This is a genomic window from Nocardiopsis camelliae, from assembly GCF_028993595.1.
Lineage (GTDB): Bacteria > Actinomycetota > Actinomycetes > Streptosporangiales > Streptosporangiaceae > Nocardiopsis > Nocardiopsis dassonvillei.
On the sequence record NZ_CP118614.1, the window covers coordinates 5,374,430 to 5,397,078 of the forward strand.

21 protein-coding genes and 1 pseudogene are annotated in these 22,649 nt (G+C 73.3%); 12 read left to right on the forward strand and 10 right to left on the reverse strand.

All coding sequences use genetic code 11. From position 1 onward, the window contains the following. Nucleotides 1–11 precede the first annotated feature (11 nt). On the reverse strand, nt 12–689 hold the full coding sequence (gene mtrA / locus PV789_RS23385) for an MtrAB system response regulator MtrA (protein WP_013154750.1): 678 nt from the start codon (nt 687–689) through the stop codon (nt 12–14). Between the two features lie 424 nt (nt 690–1,113). Here mtrA and PV789_RS23390 point away from each other — a divergent pair, with 424 nt between their 5' ends. The 6 genes from PV789_RS23390 (at nt 1,114) to PV789_RS23415 (ending at nt 9,017) form a co-directional block, all read left to right on the forward strand. Further along, a complete protein-coding gene (locus PV789_RS23390; protein ID WP_274974573.1) occupies nt 1,114–2,682 on the forward strand; it encodes a glycerophosphoryl diester phosphodiesterase membrane domain-containing protein in 1,569 nt (522 codons plus the stop codon). Beyond that, nucleotides 2,679–3,302: a DUF4129 domain-containing protein gene (locus PV789_RS23395; protein ID WP_274974574.1), complete on the forward strand. Its 624-nt coding sequence runs from the start codon at nt 2,679–2,681 to the stop codon at nt 3,300–3,302. Before PV789_RS23390 ends, PV789_RS23395 begins: the two co-directional genes overlap by 4 nt. After that, complete coding sequence (locus tag PV789_RS23400) at nt 3,299–4,513, forward strand: DUF4350 domain-containing protein (protein WP_274974575.1); 1,215 nt, start codon at nt 3,299–3,301, stop codon at nt 4,511–4,513. Before PV789_RS23395 ends, PV789_RS23400 begins: the two co-directional genes overlap by 4 nt. Before the next feature lie 58 nt (nt 4,514–4,571). Then, the gene (locus PV789_RS23405; RefSeq protein WP_013154754.1) at nt 4,572–5,555 is read left to right on the forward strand and encodes an AAA family ATPase; all 984 of its coding nucleotides are present in this window, start codon (nt 4,572–4,574) and stop codon (nt 5,553–5,555) included. After that, complete coding sequence (locus PV789_RS23410; protein WP_274974576.1) at nt 5,555–6,859, forward strand: DUF58 domain-containing protein; 1,305 nt, start codon at nt 5,555–5,557, stop codon at nt 6,857–6,859. Before PV789_RS23405 ends, PV789_RS23410 begins: the two co-directional genes overlap by 1 nt. Before the next feature lie 64 nt (nt 6,860–6,923). Next, a complete protein-coding gene (locus PV789_RS23415) occupies nt 6,924–9,017 on the forward strand; it encodes a tetratricopeptide repeat protein (RefSeq protein ID WP_274974577.1) in 2,094 nt (697 codons plus the stop codon). Between the two features lie 9 nt (nt 9,018–9,026). Here PV789_RS23415 and PV789_RS23420 read toward each other — a convergent pair whose 3' ends face one another. Both PV789_RS23420 and PV789_RS23425 read right to left on the reverse strand, forming a co-directional pair. Beyond that, a complete protein-coding gene (locus tag PV789_RS23420) occupies nt 9,027–9,206 on the reverse strand; it encodes a DUF397 domain-containing protein (RefSeq protein ID WP_274974578.1) in 180 nt (59 codons plus the stop codon). 101 nt (nt 9,207–9,307) lie between these two features. Further along, nucleotides 9,308–10,312: a stage II sporulation protein M gene (locus tag PV789_RS23425; RefSeq protein ID WP_212642972.1), complete on the reverse strand. Its 1,005-nt coding sequence runs from the start codon at nt 10,310–10,312 to the stop codon at nt 9,308–9,310. A 162-nt stretch (nt 10,313–10,474) separates the two neighbouring features. Here PV789_RS23425 and PV789_RS23430 point away from each other — a divergent pair, with 162 nt between their 5' ends. From PV789_RS23430 to PV789_RS23435, 3 genes and pseudogenes are all read left to right on the forward strand, one after another. Further along, nucleotides 10,475–11,332 (forward strand): RDD family protein, encoded by an 858-nt coding sequence (locus PV789_RS23430; protein ID WP_274974579.1) that lies wholly within the window; start codon nt 10,475–10,477, stop codon nt 11,330–11,332. A gap of 45 nt (nt 11,333–11,377) precedes the next feature. Further along, nucleotides 11,378–11,473, forward strand: a pseudogene (locus tag PV789_RS29835) (type II toxin-antitoxin system HicA family toxin); the annotation flags it as partial. A 94-nt stretch (nt 11,474–11,567) separates the two neighbouring features. Further along, nucleotides 11,568–11,834 (forward strand): type II toxin-antitoxin system HicB family antitoxin, encoded by a 267-nt coding sequence (locus tag PV789_RS23435; RefSeq protein WP_274974580.1) that lies wholly within the window; start codon nt 11,568–11,570, stop codon nt 11,832–11,834. On the opposite strand, the gene ahcY (PV789_RS23440) is transcribed toward PV789_RS23435, so the two are convergent. Together ahcY (PV789_RS23440) and ahcY (PV789_RS23445) are read right to left on the reverse strand one after the other, a co-directional pair. Beyond that, a complete protein-coding gene (gene ahcY / locus PV789_RS23440) occupies nt 11,810–13,072 on the reverse strand; it encodes an adenosylhomocysteinase (protein WP_248771880.1) in 1,263 nt (420 codons plus the stop codon). The two genes, PV789_RS23435 and ahcY (PV789_RS23440), sit on opposite strands and share 25 nt — an antisense overlap. A 190-nt stretch (nt 13,073–13,262) precedes the next feature. After that, complete coding sequence (ahcY, locus tag PV789_RS23445; protein WP_274974581.1) at nt 13,263–14,699, reverse strand: adenosylhomocysteinase; 1,437 nt, start codon at nt 14,697–14,699, stop codon at nt 13,263–13,265. A gap of 128 nt (nt 14,700–14,827) precedes the next feature. Here ahcY (PV789_RS23445) and PV789_RS23450 point away from each other — a divergent pair, with 128 nt between their 5' ends. Both PV789_RS23450 and PV789_RS23455 read left to right on the forward strand, forming a co-directional pair. After that, entirely contained in the window at nt 14,828–15,238 is a 411-nt protein-coding gene (locus PV789_RS23450) for a MerR family transcriptional regulator (RefSeq protein WP_248771882.1), read from the forward strand. Nucleotides 15,239–15,333: 95 nt separating this feature from the next. Further along, nucleotides 15,334–16,479, forward strand: a complete 1,146-nt coding sequence (locus tag PV789_RS23455; RefSeq protein WP_274974582.1) for a hypothetical protein — start codon at nt 15,334–15,336, stop codon at nt 16,477–16,479. Between the two features lie 30 nt (nt 16,480–16,509). Here the strand turns inward: PV789_RS23455 and PV789_RS23460 are convergent, their stop codons facing one another. The 4 genes from PV789_RS23460 to PV789_RS23475 form a co-directional block, all read right to left on the reverse strand. Next, complete coding sequence (locus tag PV789_RS23460; RefSeq protein WP_274974583.1) at nt 16,510–17,877, reverse strand: serine/threonine-protein kinase; 1,368 nt, start codon at nt 17,875–17,877, stop codon at nt 16,510–16,512. Nucleotides 17,878–18,018: 141 nt separating this feature from the next. Continuing rightward, nucleotides 18,019–18,195 (reverse strand): Trm112 family protein, encoded by a 177-nt coding sequence (locus tag PV789_RS23465; protein WP_013154764.1) that lies wholly within the window; start codon nt 18,193–18,195, stop codon nt 18,019–18,021. A 49-nt stretch (nt 18,196–18,244) separates the two neighbouring features. Beyond that, nucleotides 18,245–19,606, reverse strand: coding sequence for a phosphomannomutase/phosphoglucomutase (locus PV789_RS23470; RefSeq protein ID WP_274974584.1), 1,362 nt, complete (start codon nt 19,604–19,606; stop codon nt 18,245–18,247). A gap of 151 nt (nt 19,607–19,757) precedes the next feature. After that, entirely contained in the window at nt 19,758–20,159 is a 402-nt protein-coding gene (locus PV789_RS23475; protein ID WP_150252010.1) for a DUF3499 domain-containing protein, read from the reverse strand. A 271-nt stretch (nt 20,160–20,430) separates the two neighbouring features. Here PV789_RS23475 and PV789_RS23480 point away from each other — a divergent pair, with 271 nt between their 5' ends. After that, nucleotides 20,431–20,826 (forward strand): metallopeptidase family protein, encoded by a 396-nt coding sequence (locus PV789_RS23480; protein ID WP_013154767.1) that lies wholly within the window; start codon nt 20,431–20,433, stop codon nt 20,824–20,826. A 54-nt stretch (nt 20,827–20,880) separates the two neighbouring features. Here the strand turns inward: PV789_RS23480 and PV789_RS23485 are convergent, their stop codons facing one another. Then, nucleotides 20,881–22,548, reverse strand: a complete 1,668-nt coding sequence (locus PV789_RS23485) for a DUF5719 family protein (RefSeq protein WP_274974585.1) — start codon at nt 22,546–22,548, stop codon at nt 20,881–20,883. Nucleotides 22,549–22,649 lie beyond the last annotated feature (101 nt).

Sequence of the window (22,649 nt, forward strand, 5' to 3'; positions counted from 1 at the left end):
GCTCGGGAGGATCAGGCGGTTCCGGCCTTGTAGCCGACGCCGCGGACGGTCACGACGACCTCGGGGTGCTCCGGGTCCTTCTCGATCTTGGCGCGCAGGCGCTGGACGTGGACGTTGACCAGGCGGGTGTCGGCGGCGTGCCGGTAGCCCCAGACCTGTTCCAGGAGCACCTCGCGGGTGAAGACCTGGCGCGGCTTGCGGGCCAGGGCGACCAGGAGGTCGAACTCCAGCGGGGTGAGGCTGATCTGCTCGCCGTCGCGGCGCACGGCGTGCCCGGCGACGTCGATGGTGATGTCCCCGATCTGGAGCACCTCGGGCGCGGGCTCCTCGGTGCGGCGCAGGCGCACGCGGACGCGGGCGACCAACTCCTTGGGCTTGAAGGGCTTGACGATGTAGTCGTCGGCGCCCGACTCCAGCCCGAGGACGATGTCGATGGTGTCGCTCTTGGCGGTGAGCATCACGATGGGCACGCCGGACTCGGCGCGGATCTGACGGCAGACGTCGATCCCGTCGGCGCCGGGGAGCATCAGGTCGAGGAGGACCAGGTCCGGCTTGGTCTCGCGGAAGGCCTCCAGGGCCTTGTCCCCGTCGTGCACGAACGAGGGCTCGAACCCCTCTCCACGCAGAACGATGCCCAGCATCTCAGCGAGGGCGAGGTCGTCGTCGACAACCAGTACACGTCCCTTCATCGGTGCGTCCGGCGCCGGGCGTCGGACCCGCGGGCGGGCGGGTACGGCGGCGCCTACTCCTCTCTCTGAAAACACTCAAGCGGCATGAACGTTCGGTGCGCCCCGAGACGCGGGGAACTGCTTCGTCCTCCCCCCACCTTGCCACCTTCGGGCGGGATCGGGAGAGTGGTCGGTGTTTTTCGGTCCGTGGGAACCGTTTCGGCCTGCGGCGCGTCGACCCTGGTGACCTGGCACGCGAACCTTCGCGACTCGGCCGGTTGGTAACAGAAAGCATACAAAAGGAATGAAGTGGGTCGGTTGCACCTGCATACGCCCGAACATCGCGGGCACCGGTGGAACCGGCGGGTAGGTTGGTTGACCAGAGGCCGAAAACCGCGGAAGCGCGCTCGCGCAGCGTAACCGAACCCCATGGAGGGCGGGGCAGATGACCCAGGAGGACGACCACCGGGACACGTCGGGGAACCCCCCGGACGGACCGGACGGCGGCGGGGCCCCCGAGGCCGCTCCCCCGCCCGCGTCCGGCGGATGGGCCGCCCCCGGCCGGGAGGGCCCGTCCTCCGCCTCCTCCGCTCCCTCCGGTGGGCGGCCGGACCCCGCGTCCGCCGGTCAGGCGCCCCAGGGGCAGCCGGGCTTCGCCCCTCCCGAACAGGCTCCCGGGTACGGGCAGGCTCCCGGGTACGGCCAACAGCACTACGGGCAGGCGCCCTCCGGACAGCAGCCCGGATACGGACAGTACGGGCAGCACGCCTCCGGCCAGCAGCCGTCCCAGGGCGGCGGTTACGGACAGCAGCCCGCGTACGGGCAGCCTCCGGGTCACGGCCAGTACGGCCACGGCCAGCAGGCGCAGTGGCAGCAGTCCGGATACGGTCAGCAGCCGGGCTACGGACAGTACGGGCAGCACCCCGGTTACGGACAGCCCGGATACGGAGCACCGGCCGGATACGGCCAACAGCCCCCGTACGGGCAGCCGCGAGCGCTCAAGCCGGGCGTGGTCGCGCTCAGGCCGATGACGCTGGGGGACATCCTCAACGGCGCGTTCAGCCTCATCCGCAACAACCCCAAGACCACCGTCGGACTCGCGCTGATCGTCATGGCGGTCGCGAGCATCATCAGCTCGGTCGGCTTCAGCGGATACATGTCCGACTACGGGGCCTTCATGGACCAGATGATGGCCGACCCCGCGTCGCTCGACCCCAACGCCCCGTTCCCGTTCAGCGGCTGGTCCCTCGTGGCCCTGTACGGCGGCGGCCTGCTGACCCAGGCCGGGATCATCCTGGTCACCGGCCTGCTCACCGCCGTGGTCGGCATGGCGGTCCTCGGCCGCAAGCTCAGCCCGGCGCAGGCCTGGGCCGCCGTGCGCGACCGGATCTGGTCCGTCGTGGGCCTGGCCCTGCTGCAGCTGCTGATCTTCTTCGGCCTCTCCATGGTCGTCATCACCGTGGGGCTCCTCGGGCTGTTCCTGGGCATCTTCCTGGCCGTCTCGGGCAGTCAGGGCGTCGGCGTCACCATCATCGTCGTGTCGCTGGTGCTGGGGTTCGGCGGCGGCATCGCGCTGGCGGCCTGGATCTACATCCGCATCTACTTCGCCATGCCGGTCGTGGTGCTCGAACGCCTCAGCGCGGGCGCCGCCCTCGCCCGCTCCTGGCGCCTGACGCAGGGCAGATGGTGGCGGACCTTCGGCATCGCACTTCTGGCCATGGTCCTCATGGGCTTGGTGAGCAGCCTGCTGAGCATGCCCTTCAGCATCGTGTCGGTGATCCCCGCCTTCGTGGGGCCCGGTGAGACCTGGGCCGCGGTCGTGGCGGGCGCCGTCGTCTACGTGGGCAACGTCGTGGTGTACGCGCTCACCACTCCCTTCACCGTGGGCGTGACCACCCTGCTCTACGTGGACGCCCGGATGCGCAGCGAGGGCCTGGACCTGAAGCTGCACCAGGTGGCCCAGGCGGGCTACGAGGCGGGCCCGGAGATCTACCTGCCGGAGCCGCGGACGTGAGTGCGCCCGCCGTCGGGGAGGTGACCCGCGAGGAGGGGCAGCGGCGTGCCGTCGAGGAGCTGAGCGACCCCCTGTACGGGGAACAGGAGCCCTCGCTGTGGGACCGCTTCCTCTCCTGGCTCGACGAGCTCCTTGCGGACCTGGTCTCCCGGGCGCCGGACGCCCTCGGCGGCTGGACGGTCCTCGGGCCGCTGCTGGTGGTCGTCGCGGTCCTGCTGGTCTGGCTGGTGTTCTGGCTGCGCCCGACCCGCGGCCGTCGCGCGGGCGCGCCCGTGCACGAGGGCGCGCCGCTGGACGCGGCCGACCACCGGGCCGCCGCCGACCGGCACGAGAGCGCCGGTGAGTTCGCCGCCGCCGTCACGGAGAGGCTGAGGGCCATCAGCGTGGACCTGGAGGAGCGGGCGATCATCACACCGCGCGCGGGGCGCACCGCGACCGAGCTGGCCGCAGAGGCCTCCGCCGTGCTGACCGCCGAGGCCGAGGGGCTGGGCGAGGGCGCGCGGATCTTCAACGACGTGGCCTACGGCGACCGTCCGGCCACCGCCGACTCCGCGCGCCTCCTGCGCGAGCTGGACACGCGGCTCAGGGCCGCCCGGCCCGCCGGGGAGGTGGGCCGATGACGGCCACCGCTCCCCCGGCCGCGCCCCCGCGCTCCCCCGGCCGCGCTCCGGCCCGGGAGGACTCGCGCGTCCTGCGGGTGTGGCGCTCGGTCCGGGTTCCGGCAGCCGTGGTGGCCGCGCTCGTCACGGTCTCGGTGCTGCTGTCGCTGGGCGGCGAGCAGTTCCCCACCGGCCACCTGGAGCCCGGTTCCATCGACCCGGACGGCACCCGGGCGCTGGTGAACGTGCTGGAGCAGGACCGCGACGTGCACGTGGTGCGCTCCTCCGCCGCCGCCGAGGAGGCCGTGGCCGACGCCGGGGACGACGCCGTGCTCGCCGTCTTCCTGGACCACCGCCTGCTCCCCGAGGAGCTTGGGTCCCTGGCCGCGCTCGACGTGGACACCGTACTGGTGCAGCCGTCCACGCAGTCCCTGGAGGCGTTCGCCCCCGGGGTGACGATGACCGGCCGGGAGGAACCGGAGGGGTTCCCGAACCCGGAGACCCCCTACGCCCCCGAGTGCGGGCTGTCGGCCGCCGAGGCCGCGGGTGAGGCCTACGTCGCCGGTGAGCTGTACACGGCCGGATCCGGGGTCCGGGCCGTCGGCTGCTACCCCGGCGGCAGCGGCGACGCCCTGGTCCGGGTGGAGCGGGACGGCTCCGCCACGACCGTGCTGGGCACCGGCAGGCCGCTGACCAACACCGCGCTCTCCGCCGGGGGCAACGCCGCGCTGGCGATGAACCTCCTGGCCGCCGAGGACGTGGTGTGGCTGCGCCCCGACCCGCCCCAGCAGGAGGGCGGCTCCGGGCTGTGGCAGCTGCTGCCGCTGGGTCTGCGCTGGTCGCTGGCGCCGCTGGTGGCCGCGCTGGCGCTGCTCGCCCTGTGGCGGGGCCGCCGGATGGGCGCCCTGGTGTCCGAGTCGCTGCCCGTGGTGGTGCGCGCCTCGGAGACCACCGAGGGGCGTGCGGGGCTGTACCGGTCGCGCAGGGCCCGGGACCGGGCCGCGGCTGCGCTGCGGTCGGGGTTCCTGGACCGGGTCGCGCCCAAGCTCGGGCTGGGCGCGGACGCCGCGCCCGACGCGGTCGTGGCGGCGGTCGCCTCTCGGACCGGTGACGACCCCGCCCACCTGCGGGCCCTGCTCCACCCCGGGCACCCCGACCCGTACGCGGGCGACGACGACATGCTGGTCAGGCTCGCCGACGAACTCGACGAGCGCGCCCGGAGGCTCCGGTGACCCTGAGCCGAGGGGACCAGCGACCGACCACTGAGGTATCGAGAGAGGTAGACGGCACGTGAGCGCCTTCACACCCGAGGCACTGCCATCAGCCGACGAGGCGCGCGCGGCCCTGGTCGCCCTGCGCCGCGAGGTGGCCAAGGCGGTCGTGGGCCAGGACGAGACGGTGACCGCGATGGTCGTGGCGCTGCTGTGCCGCGGCCACGTGCTGATGGAGGGCGTGCCCGGCGTCGCCAAGACGCTGCTGGTGCGCACCCTCGCGGCGGCGCTGTCCCTGGACCACAAGCGGGTGCAGTTCACCCCGGACCTGATGCCGGGCGACGTGACGGGCTCGCTGGTCTACGACCAGCACACCGCGAAGTTCGAGTTCATGGAGGGGCCGGTCTTCACCAACCTGCTGCTCGCGGACGAGATCAACCGGACCCCGCCCAAGACCCAGGCTTCGCTGCTGGAGGCGATGGAGGAGCGCCAGGTGACCGTGGAGGGCAGGCCGTCCGCGCTGCCCGACCCGTTCATGGTGGCCGCCACCCAGAACCCGGTGGAGTACGAGGGCACCTACCCGCTGCCCGAGGCCCAGCTGGACCGGTTCCTGCTCAAGGTGACCGTCCCGCTGCCCGAGCGGGCGGCCGAGGTGGAGATGCTGGGCCGCCACGCGGCCGGTTTCGACCCGGGCGACCTGGCCGCGGCCGGGGTCACCGCGGTGGCGGGCGCGGCGGAGCTGCGCGCGGCCCGGCTGGCCGTGGAGCGCGTGCGGGTGGCGCCCGAGGTCCTGGGCTACATCGTGGACCTGTGCCGGGCGACCAGGCAGTCGCCGTCCCTCCAGCTGGGCGCGTCCCCGCGCGGCGCCACCGCGCTGCTGCGCACCAGCCGGGCGTGGTCGTGGCTGTCGGGCCGCGACTACGTCACCCCCGACGACGTGAAGGCGCTGGCCAAGGGCACGCTGCGGCACCGGATCTCGCTGCGCCCCGAGGCCGAGCTGGAGGGGGCGACCACCGACGGAATCCTGGACGGTGTGCTCGCATCCGTCCCGGTGCCGCGCTGATGGTGGTCACCGGCCGGGCGGTGCTGCTGGCGCTGGCGGCCACGGTCGCGGTGGCGCTGTCCGGTCTGATCGGCGCCGGGGCCGCGGCCGTGGCCCTGGGCGTGCTGGCGGCGCTGCTCGCCCTGGACTTCGTGCTGGCGGCGAGCCCCAAGGCGGTGCTGTTGTCCCGTGAGGGCGACACGTCGCTGCGCCTGGGCGACTCGGCGACGGTGTACGTGACCGTCGCCAACCCCACGCGGCGGGGACTGCGGGGGTCGGTGCGCGACGCCTGGCCGCCGAGCTCGCACGCCGCGCCGCGCAGTCAGCCGCTGCGGGTACCGGCCGGGGAGCGGCGCCGGGTGAGGACCGTCCTGACCCCGACGCGGCGCGGCGACGCCCGGGCCGCGGGCGTGACCGTGCGCAGTCTGGGGCCGCTGGGGCTGGCGGGCAGGCAGCGGACGCTGCCCGCGCCGTGGACCGTGCGCACGCTGCCGCCCTTCCACAGCAGGCGCCACCTGCCGGGCAAGCTGTCCCGGCTGCGCGAACTGGAGGGGCAGCACACGGCGATGGTGCGCGGGCAGGGCAGCGAGTTCGACTCCCTGCGCGACTACGTGCCCGGCGACGACGTGCGCTCGATCGACTGGCGGGCCACGGCCCGCGGTGACGGGGTGGTGGTGCGCACGTGGCGGCCCGAGAGGGACCGGCGCATCCTCATCGTGCTGGACACCGGGCGCACGTCGGCCGGTCGGGTGGGCGACACCCCGCGCCTGGACCACGCCATGGACGCCGCGCTGCTGCTGGCCGCGCTGGCGGGCAGGGCGGGCGACCGGGTGGACTTCCTCGCCTACGACCGGCGCACGCGCGCGCAGGTGCGTTCGTCGGGCAAGGGCGGCCAGCAGGTGGGCCGGATCGTGGAGGCCATGGCGCCGCTGGAGGCGGAGCTGGTGGAGTCCGACCCTGCGGGCCTGGTGGGGACCGTCCTGGGCACGCAGGGGCGGGCCCGGCGGCTGGTGGTGCTGCTGACCGACCTGAACGCGGCGTCGCTGGAGGAGGGGCTGCTGCCGAGGCTGCCCGTGCTCACCTCCCGGCACCTGCTGCTGGTCGCCGCGGTCAACGATCCGGCGGTGGAGCTGATGGCCGCCGAGCGGGGCAGCGCGGACGCGCTGTACCGGGCGGCCGCCGCGGAGCGGACGCTGGGCGAGCGGCGGCGGGTGACCGCCGAGCTTCGCCGGATGGGCGTGGAGGTGGTCGACGCCGACCCCGAGCACATCGCGCCCGCGTTGGCGGACGCCTACATCAACCTCAAGGCGCAGGGCAGGCTGTAGGCCCGGGCCTCCCGCCCTCACCATCCGGGTGCCGCCCCGTCGGGGCGGCACCCGGACGTGCAGTATGGAGGACATGGTTCCTCCCCCCGACGGCCATGACAACGCCTCCACCGGCGCCGTCCACGGCCAACTGCTCCAGGTGCGCGACATCCACGGCGGCGTGACCCTCCACGCGCCCGCTCCCGCGCCGCCGCCGCTCGCCGACGTGTCCCTGGACCCGCCGCGCCCGGCGACGGCCGTACGGGGGCGCGAGGAGCTCCTGGAGGCCCTCGGCGGGGCGGTGGAGGCCGGTGCGCCGGTCCCGCACGTGCTGACCGGGCCGGGCGGGTTCGGCAAGACCACGGTGGCGGCGGCGCTGGCCGAGCGGGCGCGGCGCGACGGGTGGACGGTGTTCTGGGTCCGGCCCGGGAGCGTGGCGTCGAGCATGGTCGAGGCCGCCGTGGAGGTGGGCGGCTCCCGGCAGGAGGCCGAGCGGGTGAAAGGGGTTCGGCGCCAGGCGGCCCGGTGGGTGTGGCGGCACCTGGACGCGGCGGCGCGGCCGTGGCTGCTGGTGATCGACAACGCCGACCGGCCCGAGGAGCTGGACCCGGAGAACAGACCCGGTGACCAGCTGGGGTGGATGCGGGCGAGTCCGGGCGGGTTCGTGCTGGTGACCAGCCGGGTGGACGACCCCGCGCAGTGGGCGCCCGCGCGGGTGCACCGGATCGGGGAGCTGGAGGGGTCGGCGGCGTCCGAGGCGCTGGCCGACCACGCGGGGGCGGGCAGTGCGGCCGGGCTCGCGGGCGCGGAGGAGCTGGCCCGGAGGTTGGGCGGGGTGCCGCTGGCGCTGTCGCTGGCCGGGCGGATCCTGGCCACGCACCGGGTGCTGTTCCCGGACGCGCACGCGCTGCTGATGCGGATCGACGAGGGCGTCGGGGCCCTGGACGAGCTGGCGGCGCCCTTCGTCACCGGTGGCGACGTCGAGCGCGGGCTGCTGTCGGGGGTGTGGGAGCTGTCCCTGCGACTGGTGGAGGAGCGCGAGCCCAGGGCGGTGCCGCTGTTGAAGCTGTTGGCGGTGCTGGGTCCTGATGCCGGTGAGATCCCGCTGCGCAGGCTGCCGCTGTCGGAGCTGGACAGCGGTGTGCTGGGCTCCCCGACCGACGCGGACCTGGCCAGGGCGGTCAACGCGCTGGTGGTGCACGGGCTGGTCTCGGTCGTCTCACCGCGGGGGGAGGCCGCGCTGCGGCTGCACCCGCTGGTGTCGGAGACCGTGCGCGCGGGGTTCACAGAGGCGGACCTGGGGCTGGTGGACGAGGCGGAGCGGCTGCTGGCCTGGAACCGCGACCGGGACCTCCGGTTCGAACTCAGGGTCCTCTACGAGATCGTCCGGCTGCGTAAACGTCTGCACTCCCACGACGAGGGCGCGGCCACGGTGACCGTGGGGAAACTGGCGGTGGCCACAACAGCCGTTCATCGAAAGGCATTCGTTTCTCTTGTGGCGGCTGCCCGAGCGCTGCTCCGCCTCGGTGCCTTTGAGGAGGCCGAAGAAACCCTCTCCGCCCTGATGGCGTTCGCCGAGAAGCAGTTCGGCCGGTACGACCGCGCTGTGTTCTCGGCCAAGCACTACCTCGCCGAGTCCCGGCTGTACCAGGGCCGGGTGGAGGAGGCGGACGAAGCTTTCCGCGCTCTGCACGAGGACAGGAGCAGGGCTCTGGGACACGAGCACGTCGAAACCCTGGATTCCCTCTACCAACTGGGCCTGATCGCACTCAGGCAGGAGCGTTGGAGCGAGGCAGCGGCCACTTTGGAGGAAGTCGGGGAGACACGGGTACGCGTTGCAGGGGAGGAGGACCCCCTGGCTCTGCTCGCCTTGCAGAACAGGGCGTACGCGACCATGCGCCAGGGTGACCCCGCCACGGCTGAGGTCGGGTTCCGGCGTGTTCACGCAGTACGGCGACGTGTCCTGGGCGCCGACCACCACATGACGGCTGACGCCGCTTTCTATGTGGCCAGAGCCGCCCAGGAAAAGGGTGACGCCACCGCAGCTCTCAGAGGATTCACCGAGGTCCTACGGGTCTGGATCATGCAACTGGGACAGGAACACCCGCAGGTGGCCATGATCGAGCAACGCATCACAGAGGCCAAGGAAATGATCGAACGAGGGGAAGCATCCTCGTGACGGGCATTCTCAACTGCGGGTCGTCGTAACCAAGAAAGCCATCCATTCCGGCGCCGCGAACTCGATAAGGCCCTCCGGGCGTCGCGAGTCACGAACTCGAACTTCGGCGGTGCTGACGGTGACCTCTAAACAGCACGTCTCAGCAGCGCTGTGACTGCTCTTGAACCAACGCGGGGATTCGATCTCCATATCCCGGATGATGGCACCGCACCGCCCACCGGAACAGCCGGTGACCTCAAGCGGCCAGAGACCGGACGGCTCGGCGCGCGCAGCGGACCGTCCCCGTGGCCTCAGGCCACCGGGACGGCGGCGGGGGCGTTCTCCAGGTCTCCGGTCTCGCCCTCCTGGTAGGCCTTCTTCCCCACCGTGAACACGTAGACCAGGAACAGCGCCTCCGCCAGCACGCCGATGCCCAGCGCCACCGGGATCGGGATGACCCCGGCCGCGGCGTTGCCGGTCACCACGCCCTCGATGATCCCGGAGACGAACAGCACCGCCACCAGCCCCAGGGCCACCGCGATGGCGGCGCGCCCCTCCTCGCCCAGGGCGCGCATGCGGGTGCGGTCGCCGGGCGCGATGATCGTCCACCCCAGCTTGAGGCCCACCCCGCCCGCGACGAAGACGGCGGTCAGCTCCAGCAGCCCGTGCGGCAGCAGCAGACCGAAGAACACGTCGCCCTGGCCGTGGGCGAGCATGATTCCCGCGGCGACGCCCACGTTCACCGCGTTCATCAGCAGCACCGCCAGGGTCGGCAGCCCCAGGGCCACGCCGTAGATGATGGCCTGCGCCGACACCCACGCGTTGTTGGTCCACACCTGGGCGGCGAACGAGCCCCGGGGGTTCTCCATGTAGTAGTTCGCGAAGTCGTGGTCGACGTACTGGGCCATGAAGTCCGGCGTGCCCAGGGCGTGCAGCACGTCGGGCTCGGACACGATCCACAGGGCGGTGACCGCCGCGATCGCGACCATGCCCGCGCTGGTGCCGATCCACCACCACCGCAGCCGGTACAGCACCGCCGGGAAGACGCGGGTGAAGAACCCGCCGACGTCGCGCCACGCGGAGGCGTGCGCGCCGGTCACCGCGGAGCGGGCCCGGGCCACCAGCGCGGACAGCCTGCCCACCAGCGCCGGGTCCTGCCCGGAGGAGCGCACCACCGACAGGTGGGTGGACACCCGCTGGTAGAGCTCGACGAGTTCGTCGATCTCCTCACCGTCCAGCGAGCGGCGCCCGCGCACCAGTCGGTCCAGCCGTTCCCACTCCGGGGCGTGCGCCGCGGCGAACACGTCGATATCCACGCAAGGAACCCTATCCCTTCCGCGCGCGGCCCGGTTCTGGCACCGGCTCGCGGGCCTCCCGGACCCGCCCGTCCGGTGCGCGCTCCCGACTCCGCTGCGAACAGCCGTCCCGTGTGCCGGGTAATGTCGGGACGACGGTTTCAGACAGCCCCGAGGGAGCGAGTGCTGGTGTCCTATCCCGGCAACGGCGACGCCCGCGCCGACGTGTACGGCGTGACACCTCTGGTCACGGGTGACGCCGTGGTCCTGGACCTGCGTCCGGCCGGTTTCGCCACCAGGGCAGCGGCTCTGGCCATCGACGCCCTGGTCCAGGTCATCGCCCTGATCGCGCTGAGCGTCCTGGTCACCTGGATCGGCAGGGACCTGGACCCCGCGATCACCGCGGCCGTGTCGCTGTCGAGCGTGATCCTGATCCTGGTCGGCTACCCGGCCGTCTTCGAGACCGTCTCCCGGGGGCGCTCCCTGGGCAAGATGGCCCTGGGCCTGCGCGTGGTCGGCACCGACGGCTCCCCCGAGCGGTTCCGCCAGGCGCTGGGCCGGGCGCTGGCCGCGTTCGTGGAGATCTGGCTGACGAGCGGCGTGGTCGCGCTGATCACGTCCATGATCAACCGCGACGGCCGCCGCGTGGGCGACTTCGTGGCCGGGACGATGGTGGTGGAGGAGCGCGGCGGCAGGCCGCGCGAGGAGGTCGTCCCGATGCCCCCGCACCTGGCGGCCTGGGCGTCCGGCACCGAGCTGTCGCGGCTGTCCCCGGAGACCGCGGCGGCGGCGCGCCAGTACGTGCTCCGGTACGGGGAGCTGGCCGAGCACACCCGCCACGAGATGGGCGTCCGGCTGGCCGACACGGTGGCTGCGCAGATCAGTCCGCCCCCGCCGCCGGGGACCACACCGCCCTACTTCCTGGCCGCGGTGCTCGCCGAGCGCCGGCGCCGCCACGAGGCGGCCGCCCAGCGCGCCCGGCCCGGGCACCCGCAGGGCGGCCCCCAGCAGCAGTGGTACGGGCCGCACTCCTCCCGGTGAACCTGGGCACGGAAAGACCCGATCCGGTCACTTTATGTTGTGCTCATGCCCCTCGAAGTTCGCGAGGCCATCGAACTGATCGAAGCGGACGGCTGGTACCTGCACCGCACACGCGGCAGTCACCGCCACTTCGTCCATGACCGGAAACCCGGCGTGGTGACGATCGCTGGTAAGCCCGGTAACGACTTGCCGATCGGAACCGAGGGAAGCAGGCGGCCATCACATGGAGGCAGGGATGAGCACGTTCGCGGTCATCATCGAGCGAGCCGAGGACGGTGGGTACGGAGCCTGGTCCCCCGACCTGCCCGGTTGCGTGGCTCTGGGGCAGACCGAAGCCGAGGCCTCGGCCGAGATGCATGGGGCTGTTCGCGGTCACCTGGAGGTATTCCGTGAGCGCGGCGAGCCGGTTCCCGTTCCGGCGACGGTCGCCGCGACCACGCTGAGCGCAAGGCGACCGGTCGGGCGCGGGACCGCCCGTCAGGCGTGCCAGGAGCGCAGGTAGGCCTCCTGTCCGGGGGTGAGCGCGTCGATGCGCACCCCCAGCGCGGCCAGTTCGAGCCGGGCCACCTCGGTGTCGGTCTCGGCGGGCACCTCCACCACGCCGGGCTCCAGGCCGGAGGCGTTGCGGGCCAGCCAGGCGGTGGTCAGGGCCTGCACGGCGAAGGACAGGTCCATCACGGCGGCCGGGTGCCCCTCGGCGGCGCCGAGGTTGACCAGGCGCCCCTCCGACAGCAGGAGCAGGCGGCGCCCGTCGGCCAGCACGTACTCGTCGGCCTGCTCGCGCACGCCCCGGTTGACCTCCACGGCCCGGCCCTCCAGGGCGTTCAGGTCGATCTCCAGGTCGAAGTGGCCGGAGTTGGCCAGGATCGCGCCGTCCTTCATCAGGTCCAGGTGCTCGGCGCGGACCACGTCGCGGTTGCCGGTGACGGTGACGAACACGTCCCCGGCGGGGGCCGCCTCCTCCATGGTGGTGACGGTGTAGCCCTGCATGACCGCGTCCAGGGCCTTGACCGGGTCGACCTCGGTGACGACCACGCGGGCGCCCATGCCGCGGGCGCGCTCGGCCAGGCCGCGCCCGCAGTAGCCGAACCCGGCGACCACGACCGTGCGCCCGGCGAGCAGGGCGTTGGTGGCCCGCAGGATGCCGTCGATGGTGGACTGGCCGGTGCCGTACCGGTTGTCGAACATGCGCTTGGTGGCGGTGTCGTTGACCGCGACCATGGGCAGCCGCAGTTCGCCCTCGGCGCTCATCCGGCGCAGCCGGATCACGCCGGTGGTGGTCTGCTCGCAGCCGCCCAGCACGCCGTCGAGGAGGTCGGGGCGGGCCAGGTGGGCCGTGTTGACCAGGTCGCACCCGTCGTCGAGCAGCAGGTGCGGCCGCGACTCCAGGACCGTGACCAGGTTCCGGTCATAGGCCGCCGGGTCCATTCCGGCCCAGGCGTGGACCGAAACCCCGTACTCGGTGACCAGGGCGGCGGCGGTGTCGTCCTGTGTGGACAGCGGGTTGGACGCCGCCAGCCACACGCTCGCGCCGCCCGCGCGCAGGGCCCGCAGCAGGTTGGCGGTCTCGGCGGTCACGTGCAGGCACGCCGCCACGCGCAGGCCGTCCAGGGGGCGTTCGGCGGCGAAGCGCTCGCGCACGCTGCGCAGCACCGGCATGGAGCGCTCGGCCCAGTCCACGCGGCGGACCCCGGCCCCGGAGAGGCCGAGGTCCGCCACCTGGTGGGAGGGGAGTGTCATGTGCTGCCCGGCTCCTGCTCTCTTGGTCGGCTCGACCCCTGGGGGTTGCGTTCGGGCGCCCACGGGGTTCTGGAGGATTCGTAGGTGGGACTGCGAGGAACGAGCCGTCACACCGGAGAATCCGAAGGTTCCCGTGTTCGAGGCGCCCGAACACTGGGCGAAGCGGAGCGGAGCCCCGGGGAAACGCCGCCTAGTAGCGGTAGTGGTCGGGCTTGAAGGGGCCCGTGACGTCCACGCCGATGTAGGCGGCCTGCTCCTTGGTGAGCTGGGTCAGCTTGACGCCGAGCGCGTCCAGGTGCAGCCGGGCGACCTTCTCGTCGAGGATCTTGGGCAGCGTGTAGACGTCGGTCGGGTACTCGTCGGGCTTGGTGAACAGCTCGATCTGCGCGATGACCTGGTTGGTGAAGCTGTTGGACATCACGAAGCTGGGGTGGCCGGTGGCGTTGCCCAGGTTGAGCAGGCGGCCCTCGGAGAGCACCAGGACGGACTTGCCGCCGGGGAAGGTCCACTCGTGGACCTGCGGCTTGATCTCCTTCTTGACGACGCCGGGGACCCTGGCCAGGCCCGCCATGTCGATCTCGTTGTCGAAGTGGCCGACGTTGCCGACGATCGCCTGGTGCTTCATGCGGGTGATCTGGTCTGCCATGATCACGTTGAAGTTGCCGGTGGTGGTGATGAAGATGTCACCGGTCTCCAGGACGTCCTCCAGGAGCGTGACCTGGTAGCCGTCCATGGCCGCCTGGAGGGCGTTGATGGGGTCGATCTCGGTGACGATCACGCGGGCGCCCTGGCCGCGCAGGGCCTCGGCCGCGCCCTTGCCGACGTCGCCGTAACCGCACACCACGGCGACCTTGCCGCCGATGAGCACGTCGGTGGCGCGCATGATGCCGTCCGGCAGCGAGTGGCGGATGCCGTACTTGTTGTCGAACTTGCTCTTGGTGACCGAGTCGTTGACGTTGATCGCGGGGAAGGCCAGGGTGCCCTCGCGGCGCATCTCGTACAGGCGCAGGACACCGGTGGTGGTCTCCTCGGTGACGCCCTGGATCCGCTCGGCGATCTGGGTCCACTTGGTGTTGTCGCGCTCCAGGCTGGCGCTGAGCAGGCGCAGCACGACGCCCATCTCCTCGCTGTCGGCGCTGTCGGGGTCGGGGACCGCGCCCGCCTTCTCGTACTCGGCGCCCTTGTGGACGAGCATGGTGGCGTCGCCGCCGTCGTCCAGGATCATGTTGGGACCCTCGGCGCCCGGCCAGGTCAGCGCCTGCTCGGTGCACCACCAGTACTCCTCCAGGGTCTCGCCCTTCCAGGCGAAGACCGGGACGCCCCTGGGGTCCTCGGCGGTGCCGTCGGGGCCGACGACGACCGCGGCGGCGGCGTGGTCCTGGGTGGAGAAGATGTTGCAGCTGACCCAGCGCACCTCGGCGCCCAGGGCGACCAGGGTCTCGATGAGGACCGCGGTCTGGACGGTCATGTGCAGCGAGCCCATGATGCGCGCGCCGCGGAGGGGCTTGCTCTCCCCGTACTCGGCGCGGGTGGCCATGAGGCCGGGCATCTCGTGCTCGGCGAGCCGGATCTCGTCGCGTCCGAAGGCGGCCAGGGAGAGATCGGCGACCTTGAAGTCGAAAGCCATGCGTTCCTCACTCGTGATGGTCGTGGCGCACTCGATTCTAGGGCCGCGACCGGGACTACCGTGCGAAATTGACATTTCACCGTCAGGTTCACGCTCCTTGGTGGGGAGGTTCGGTTAGGGTCGCATGCATGGCCGCCCTCGACGACGACCCGATCCCCGCCGACCTCCGGCCGCGCGGCCCCGTGCCCATCTCCGCGGCCGCCGAGCGCGTGGGCACCACCGCGCGGATGCTGCGCTACCGCGAGGGCCTGGGCCTGCTGCCCCGCACCCAGGAGCAGCCCACCGGGCGCGGGCACCGGCACCGCCGGTTCACGGAGGAGGACCTGCGCACGATCGCGGTGGGCCTGGAGCTGGAGCGCGAGTTCGACATCCCGCCCGCAGCGCTGGCCTTCGCCCTGCGGGTGCTGGCCGAGCCCGAGGTGCTGGCGCGGGTGCGCTCGCACGGGGAGCGGCTGGGCAGACTCGCCGCGGCGCCCGCCCGCGCGCTGGACTTCGAGAAGCAGAAGGCGATGCGGCTGCTGCACGGCCGCCGCCCCTGAACACCCCCGGTTTACGCTCCGACGCGTCCGGTAGCGGCCACAGGTCGGTGCCCGTGACAGGTTTTGGCCAACTGTCCGCTGGCTACGGAAGACACGTGGATACCCTACGTTGCGGTGCGGACCCGGACCGGGTGCCGGCCCTGGTGCGCGAGGAACTCATGGACGTCGACCGGCTGCGGGCCATCTGGGCCCAGCACCGGCAGAGCCAGCCCCGGCGGGCCCGGGACGCGGCCCGGCGCGAGCTGACCGGCCGCCGGGTGCGGGCGCTGGGCGGCGGGCCCGACCTGGAGGAGCTGGTGGTCTCCGCCGCGGCGGACGGGGCCTCCGGGCGCCAGTTCACCGCCGCGTTCGTCCTGGAGCTGGCCGAGCGCGCCAGGGACCTGCCCGAGGACTGCCCCGCCCGCTCCCCCCGGCGCCCCGTGGACTCCGAGCAGGCGCTGCGGCTGGCGCGGGCCGCCTCGGTGCCCGCCCATCCGGTGGTGCGCGCCGCCCAGACCTACGCCGAGGGCGTGGCGGTGCTGGCCGAGCTGGACCCCGAGCGCCCCGAGGGCACGCACGCGTGGGCGCTGCCGTGGCTGCTGGCGTCCCTGGTGCTGCGGCGGGCGGACTTCCCGCCGCTGCTGCCCGACCCCCTGGCGCCGCCGTGGAGCGGACACGACGCCGACGAGCGCCTGGCCGGGATGGTCCGCCACTTCGCGCGCCTGGTGACCGGCACGCTGCTCGACGAGCTGAGCTGGACCCCCGAGCACGTCCCCGAACCCCGCTCCCCCTTGTCGCCGCTGGCGGCGGTGACGCGCCGCCGCGTCCTGGACTACGTGCGCTCGCGCCGCAGCTCGCTGGCCATGATCCTGCGGGCGCTGGACCCCGCGGCGCGCACGTCGGTGTACTCGGGCGGTTCGGACGACTCCGAGCCCGGGACCGCCTCGGAGGCGGTGGTGCGCAACCTGCTCACGCCGGGGGCCGCGCACTGGTGGACGGCGCTGGAGCTGACGGTGGGCGGGGCGTCCCTGTCGCTGTTCGTGGTGGTCCAGGAGGTGGGCCGCCCCCGGACGGGGGTGCTCGCGGTCACCGCGGACGCGCGCCTGACCGTCCCGGAGGGGGAGCGCGACGCGCTGGGCATGTCCGGCACCGACAGTGTGATCGTGATGCCCACGGACTGCGTGGACGACCGCTGGCCCCAGGTGCGCGACCTCGTGGACGAGGCGGTGTCCCGGGCCATGAACGAGCTCACCCGCGTCTGAGCGGTCGGCGGCGTCGGCGCGGCCGGGCGGTCAGCCGCTGATGGCGAGCAGAAGCAGGATCAGCAGCAGGATGACGATGGTGATGAGCACCGCCGGGATCACCCAGCTCTGCTGGAGCACCGAGTTCTGCTCGACGGGGCGCGGCATGGGCTGCTGCGCCCCGGGGCGGGCGTAGGTCTGGTTGGGGTTCATGCCCGTGAGCATGGGGTTGCCGCCCGCGTGCGGGCCGTGGGGCATTCCGGGCGGCGGGGGCGGGTAGGCGGGGGCGCCCGGGCGGGGGTTGGACGTGCCCGGGTGGCCGGGGACCCCGGGCCTGGGGTTGGAGGTGCCGGGGTGGGCGAAGCCGTGGCGGGGGTCGGAGCCCATGGGGTGCCCCGGCATGCCCGGACGGGGGTTGGAGGCGCCGGGCTGCGCGTACCCGGCGGCGCCCGCCTGCGGGCCGCTGTGCGGCTGCTGGGGGCCCGTGTGCGGCTGCTGCGGCCCGGTGTGCGGCCGGTAGGGCGTCTGGCCGCCGGTGAACAGGCCGGTCTGGGCGATCTGCTCGCCCTGCTTGACGGCGTCGTCGGTGGAGGGGCCGGAGGCCTCGGGGCCCTCGTGGCCCAGCAGGCGCATGAGGAGCGTCTGGGCGTTGGGCCGGTTGTCCGGGTTCTTGTCCAGGCAGGACTCGACGATGGGGCGCAGGGCCTCGTCCATGTCGGTCAGGTCCGGGGGCGCGCTGACCACGCGGTGGACGACCGCCGGGACGGTGTCGGAGCCGAACGGCGCCCGCCCGGTGGAGGCGAAGGCGATGACGCAGCCCCAGGCGAAGATGTCGCACTTGTCGGTGATGCCGCGGCCCTCGATCTGCTCGGGCGCCATGTAGGAGGGCGTGCCGACGATCGAGTTGGTCATGGTGGCGGTGCCGTCGTCGATCCGGGCGATGCCGAAGTCGATGACGCGGGGACCGTCCGGGCCGATCAGCACGTTGCCGGGCTTGAAGTCGCGGTGGACGATGCCCGCCTTGTGGATGGCGACCAGGGCGGTGGCGGTGGTGATGGCGAGCCGCTGGAGGGTGGAGCCCTTCTGGGTGGTGCCCTTGGCGATGGTCTCCTGGAGGTCCTTGCCCGGCACGAACTCGCTGACCACGTAGGGCGGGTCGCCGTCGAGCCGGGCCTCGATGATCGCGGCGGTGCAGAAGGAGGCGACCTTCTGGGCCGCCCGGACCTCTTTCTCGAACCGCCTGCGCAGGTCGCTGTCGCGCGACCACTGGTCGTTGAGGACCTTGACCGCGTACTGCTCGCCGCCGGAGTCCTCGGCGAGGTAGACGATTCCCTGGCCGCCCTTGCCCAGCCGCCCTGTCACGCTGTACTCGCCGAACGAGGAGGGGTCGCTCGGCAGTAGCGGTTCGGGACCGGGCATCGGTGTCCTCCGGGAGATAGGGGTGAGGGGGCGCGCAGCACCAGGGTACGGGTTGCGGGGAACGCGGTGGTGCGTCCCGTCGTGCCCCGTTACCCCGGCGCAACCGTTATGACTGCTGGAACGCCCGGGGCGTTCCCGGCCTCACCCGATTTTTCGCGCCTCGTCGACCAGCAGGACCGGGATGCCGTCCCGGATGGGGTAGGCCAGGCCGCTCTCGTCGCAGACCAGCTCGTCGGTCTCGGGGTCGTGGCGCAGCGGGGCCTGGCTCTGCGGGCAGGCCAGGATCTCCAGCAGCCAGCCGTCGATCTTCGTGCTCATGTCCTCGTTCCTCTGCAATGGGGTGTCCCTCTGCCCCCATGATGCCTGGTCAGGCGCGGACGATGGCCAGGACCTCGTCGCGCAGACCGGCCATGGACGCCTCGTCGGGGGCCTCGACGTTGAGCCGCAGCAGCGGTTCGGTGTTGGAGGCGCGCACGTTGAACCACGACCCGTCGGGGAGGGAGACGGTCAGGCCGTCGAGTTCGTCGACGGTGACGCCGTCCCGCCCGGCGAAGGCCTCGCGTACCGCGGCCATCCGACCGGGGGCGTCGGCGACCTCGGAGTTGACCTCGCCGGACCCGGCGTAGCGCGAGTAGGCCTCGGCGATCCGGGAGAGGGGGCGGTCGTCGTTGCCCAGCACCCGCAGGACGTGCATCGCGGCGAGCATACCGGTGTCGGCGCGCCAGAAGTCGCGGAAGTAGTAGTGGGCGGAGTGCTCCCCGCCGAAGATCGCGCCCGTCTCGGCCATGGTGGCCTTGATGAAGGAGTGCCCGACCCGGGTGCGGACGGGCTCGCCGCCGTTCTCGCGGACGATCTCGGGGACGGCCTGGGAGGTGATGAGGTTGTGGATGACCGTGGCGCCCGGCTCGCGCTCCAGCTCCTGGGCGGCCACCAGGGCGGTGACGGCCGAGGGCGGGACGGCGTCGCCGTTCTCGTCCACGACGAAGCAGCGGTCGGCGTCGCCGTCGAAGGCCAGGCCGATGTCGGCTCCGGTCTCGCGGACCTTGGCCTGGAGGTCCACCAGGTTGTCGGGGTCCAGGGGGTTGGCCGGGTGGTTGGGGAAGGTGCCGTCCAGTTCGAAGTAGAGGGGGACGACCTCCAGCGGCAGGCCCTCCAGGACGGCGGGGACCGTGTGGCCGCCCATGCCGTTGCCCGCGTCCACCGCGACCCTGAGCGGGCGGATGCCCGAGAGGTCGACCAGTTCGCGCAGGTAGTCCGCGTATCCGGCCAGCAGGTCGCGGTGGGTGACCGTCCCCGCGGGGCCGTCGTGGGCGGGCGCTCCCCCCTCCAGGATCTCCTCGGCCAGGCGGCGGATGTCGTCCAGGCCGGTCTCGCCGCTGATGGGCGCGGCCCCGGCCCGGCACATCTTGATGCCGTTGTACTCGGCGGGGTTGTGGCTGGCGGTGAACATGGCGCCGGGCAGGTCCAGGTGGCCCGAACCGTAGTAGAGCAGGTCGGTGGAGCCGAGCCCGGCGAAGACCACGTCCAGGCCCTGGCCGGTGACGCCCTCGGCGAAGGCGGTGGCCAGCTCGGGCGAGGAGGGGCGCATGTCGTGGGCGACCACCACGGCCTCCCCGCCGACCACGCGGGCGAAGGCGGCTCCGATCGCCCGGGCGGTGTCGGCGTCGAAGGTGTCGGGGATCACGCCCCGCACGTCGTATGCCTTGAAGATGCTTGCGAGGTCAGCCACGTCTTCTCCGGCCAGGTCGGTCCTGCTTGGGTTCGGTCCCGCGCGGCCGGGCCGCGCGCGGTACAAAACTAGCAAGGCGTCCCCGCGAACCCCCGCACCACCGCCGGTTCGGGCCCGGGCCGGCTCCCCGCCGCGGCGGGGGCTGCGCCGTCTACCCGCCGGAGTGCCGGGGGGGCTGCTGTTCGCCGCGCCCCGGATCGGATCTGACCACGCGCAGGTGCCCCCGGCGCAGCGTCTCGGTCCCCTCGCCGATCTCGTCGGAGGGGTCCTTGCGGGCAGGCGGGCGGGCCGCCTCACGTACGGCGTCGGCGAGGGCCTCCAGGTCGTCGCTGCCCGGGCCGCCGCCGGACGTCTCGACCGGGAGTCGGACGACCTCCCAGCCGCGCGGTGCCGTCAGCCGGTCGGCGTGCACGGCGCAGAGGTCGTAGCAGTGCGGTTCCACGTAGGCGGCGAGCGGGCCGAGGACGGCCGTCGAGTCCGCGTAGACGTACGTGAGCGTGAAGACGGCAGGCTGTCTGCAGGCGGTACGGGAGCAGCGTCGAACAGGGCTCACAGCGTTCGACTGTATGCCTTTACTGAGGGACACGCCAGCATCGTTCCATGAGCTGGCCCGTTCGCGCTCGTCGGCGGCCTCCGCGCGCCGCCCTCCGACGCCCTCCAGGGGGTCGGCGCACCTCCTCCGGACCGTCCCCCGCCGCCGCCCGGCGGCCCGCTCCCCGGGCGCGTGAGCGCTTTCGCCTCGGGAGGGACTACGCGCGGGGCCCGTGATGGCTTAGTCTCGAAGTGTGCGACGAGTGCGCCTTTCCAGTGGCCAACCAGACCGAGTGCGGCGCCGGGACCGCCGCGGCCGAGGCATCCGCGGTCCTCTCGTGCCCTCTGACCTGCCGGTTTTCCGTAGCCGGGCGCAGGCCTTCGACGACCTTGTCCTGGACGCCGTCGAACGCCTCGAACGCCTGTGGGCGCGGGAGCTGGCCAATGTCGACTTCCTCGTGGAGGACGTCCCCCCGGTGGAGCCCCGCGGCCCCCTGACCGAGGCGATCCCCTTCTCCCGCCTGGAGACCGATCCCTCCGGCCGGGCCAGGATCGTGGTGTACCGGCGTCCGGTGGAGATCCGGACGAAGGATCCGGAGGAGATGGCCCTCCTCGTCCACGAGACGGTCGTCGAGGAGGTCGCCAACCTGCTCGGCGTGGAACCGGAGTCGGTGGACCCCGAGGGCTGACCCGCCCGGGGTGCGCCGGGGCGGCACGGACGCGTCGGCCCCCCGTCGGCGCGGCTAGGGGACGACCCCCACCATGCTGTCGCGTACCACCGGCAGCTCGGTCCGCACCGGCGCGGGCGTCACCGGCAGCACGCCCAGGCCGTCTCCGCCTCCGCGCAGCACGCGGGCGACGTGGACGGGCCCGGAGCCGTCCAGGACCTCCAGGCGGACCGCGTAACCGTCCCCGGGCCCGGTGCCCGCGGGCGCCTGCCAGCCGTCGTCCCCGCCGAACACGGCGGTGGTCCCGGCGGCGACCCGCACGCGCACGGCGTCCCCCTGGGTCGCGTCGGCGCCGATGGGGGTGGCCATGAGCGCGGCGTCGCCGCCGACCGCGGTCAGGAGCAGCTCGGTTTCGGCGCCTTCGGGGACGTCGGGCAGGACCGCGGTGGTGTCCAGCGGGAAGCGGAGCGGCGGCACCGCGGAGGTGTGGGTCGCCTCGACCACCTCGACGTCGTCCCCCTCTCCGGTGACCGCCTCGGCGGCGACACCGGCGACCACGGGCGCGTCCGCCTCCACCACGACAGCGCCGGGCTCCCCTGCCAGGACGGTCTCCAGGCTGAGCCAGGCGGAGGCGGCCGGGGGCACGCTGAAGGTCAGCGGGTCCTCGGCGGTCCCGCTGCCCTGTCCCTCCCCGCCCCGCCCGTCCTCCTGCGGCGCCTCCTCCGTCCCCTCCCGCGGGGCCGGGGTGACGGTGTGCACGCGCACCTGGACGGGCTCGTCGCCCGGCGCGGCCACGTGCAGGCGGCGACGGCCGTCGCCGCCGGGGACGCCGGGGACCACGTGCTCGCGCGCGGGCGCGGCCGTGGGCGGGACCCAGTCGGCGGTGCCGGAGGAGTGCTCCGCGAGCAGGGAGGCCGCGACCCGCCCCGTGCTGGTGCGCACGTGGACCCCGACGGCGCTGGTTCCGCCGACCAGGTCGGTCAGGTCCAGTTCGGTCGCCGCCCCCGCGGGCAGGGCGATGCCCCTGCTCTCCTCGGAGTAGGAGGGGCCGCCCTCGGTGTAGACGTCCACGCTGACCGTGGCCCGGGAGTCCTCGGGGTTGGCCAGGTGCACGGTGAGCGCATCGAGTCGCATGCCCTCGATGCCGTCGCCGCCGGGGAGGGCGAACCAGGTTCCGACGGAGGGTCCGAGGCAGCGGACCTCGGTGGCCGAGCCGTCGGAGACGGTGGTCTGTGCGGCGTCGAGTCCGGAGGCCAGGGAGCCCTGCGCGTGGACGGCGGTGGGGGCGCCGGTTCCGGCGGTGTCGGTGTTCCACACGCGGCCGGGCTCGGTCAGCTCCTCGCCGACGGTGCGGCCCCGGGTGCCGCCCGCGCTGCCCGCGTCACCGCCGTCCCCGCCGGTTCCACCGGCCTCACCGTCCCCGGTGTCCTCGGAATCCCCACCGTCCTCGCCGCTCCCCGCGCCGTCCCCCTCGTCACCGGGGGCCGCCGGGACCGTCTCGGCCCACAGCTCGCCCTCGTCGTCGCGGCTCACCCTCGGCGCGAACGCGGCCACGGAGCTGTCCCCCGACCCGTGCGGGGCGGGGCACACCCGCACCGCGTGGTCGGGCCGCACGGTCCCGGACTCGGTGACGCCCAGCTCCGCGGTGATCGGCCCGGTCGCGAACGCGACGCCGAACAGCGCGACCAGGGCCAGCGAGACCAGCCCGAACAGCGCGAACCGGTTCTCCACGATCAGTCTCACCGCCTGCTCCTCCCGTTCGGTACCGCACGCCCGGCGGGCCCGGTCGGCCCGGCCCCGGCCGTCCCGGTGCCCTCGTCCGCCGCCGCCCGGCGCGCTCTCCT

Excerpts from the sequence above, each read along its gene's own strand:
- PV789_RS23415 (WP_274974577.1), top strand. The coding sequence starts at position 6,924 with ATGGAGGACATGGTTCCTCCCCCCGACGGCCATGACAACGCCTCCACC.
- PV789_RS23400 (WP_274974575.1), top strand. The coding sequence starts at position 3,299 with ATGACGGCCACCGCTCCCCCGGCCGCGCCCCCGCGCTCCCCCGGCCGC.
- ahcY (WP_248771880.1), bottom strand. The coding sequence starts at position 13,072 with ATGACACTCCCCTCCCACCAGGTGGCGGACCTCGGCCTCTCCGGGGCC.
- PV789_RS23465 (WP_013154764.1), bottom strand. The coding sequence starts at position 18,195 with ATGAGCACGAAGATCGACGGCTGGCTGCTGGAGATCCTGGCCTGCCCG.
- PV789_RS23450 (WP_248771882.1), top strand. The coding sequence starts at position 14,828 with ATGGCCGCCCTCGACGACGACCCGATCCCCGCCGACCTCCGGCCGCGC.
- PV789_RS23390 (WP_274974573.1), top strand. The coding sequence starts at position 1,114 with ATGACCCAGGAGGACGACCACCGGGACACGTCGGGGAACCCCCCGGAC.
- PV789_RS23410 (WP_274974576.1), top strand. The coding sequence starts at position 5,555 with ATGGTGGTCACCGGCCGGGCGGTGCTGCTGGCGCTGGCGGCCACGGTC.
- PV789_RS23460 (WP_274974583.1), bottom strand. The coding sequence starts at position 17,877 with ATGCCCGGTCCCGAACCGCTACTGCCGAGCGACCCCTCCTCGTTCGGC.
- mtrA (WP_013154750.1), bottom strand. The coding sequence starts at position 689 with ATGAAGGGACGTGTACTGGTTGTCGACGACGACCTCGCCCTCGCTGAG.
- PV789_RS23420 (WP_274974578.1), bottom strand. The coding sequence starts at position 9,206 with ATGGAGATCGAATCCCCGCGTTGGTTCAAGAGCAGTCACAGCGCTGCT.
- PV789_RS23435 (WP_274974580.1), top strand. The coding sequence starts at position 11,568 with ATGAGCACGTTCGCGGTCATCATCGAGCGAGCCGAGGACGGTGGGTAC.
- ahcY (WP_274974581.1), bottom strand. The coding sequence starts at position 14,699 with ATGGCTTTCGACTTCAAGGTCGCCGATCTCTCCCTGGCCGCCTTCGGA.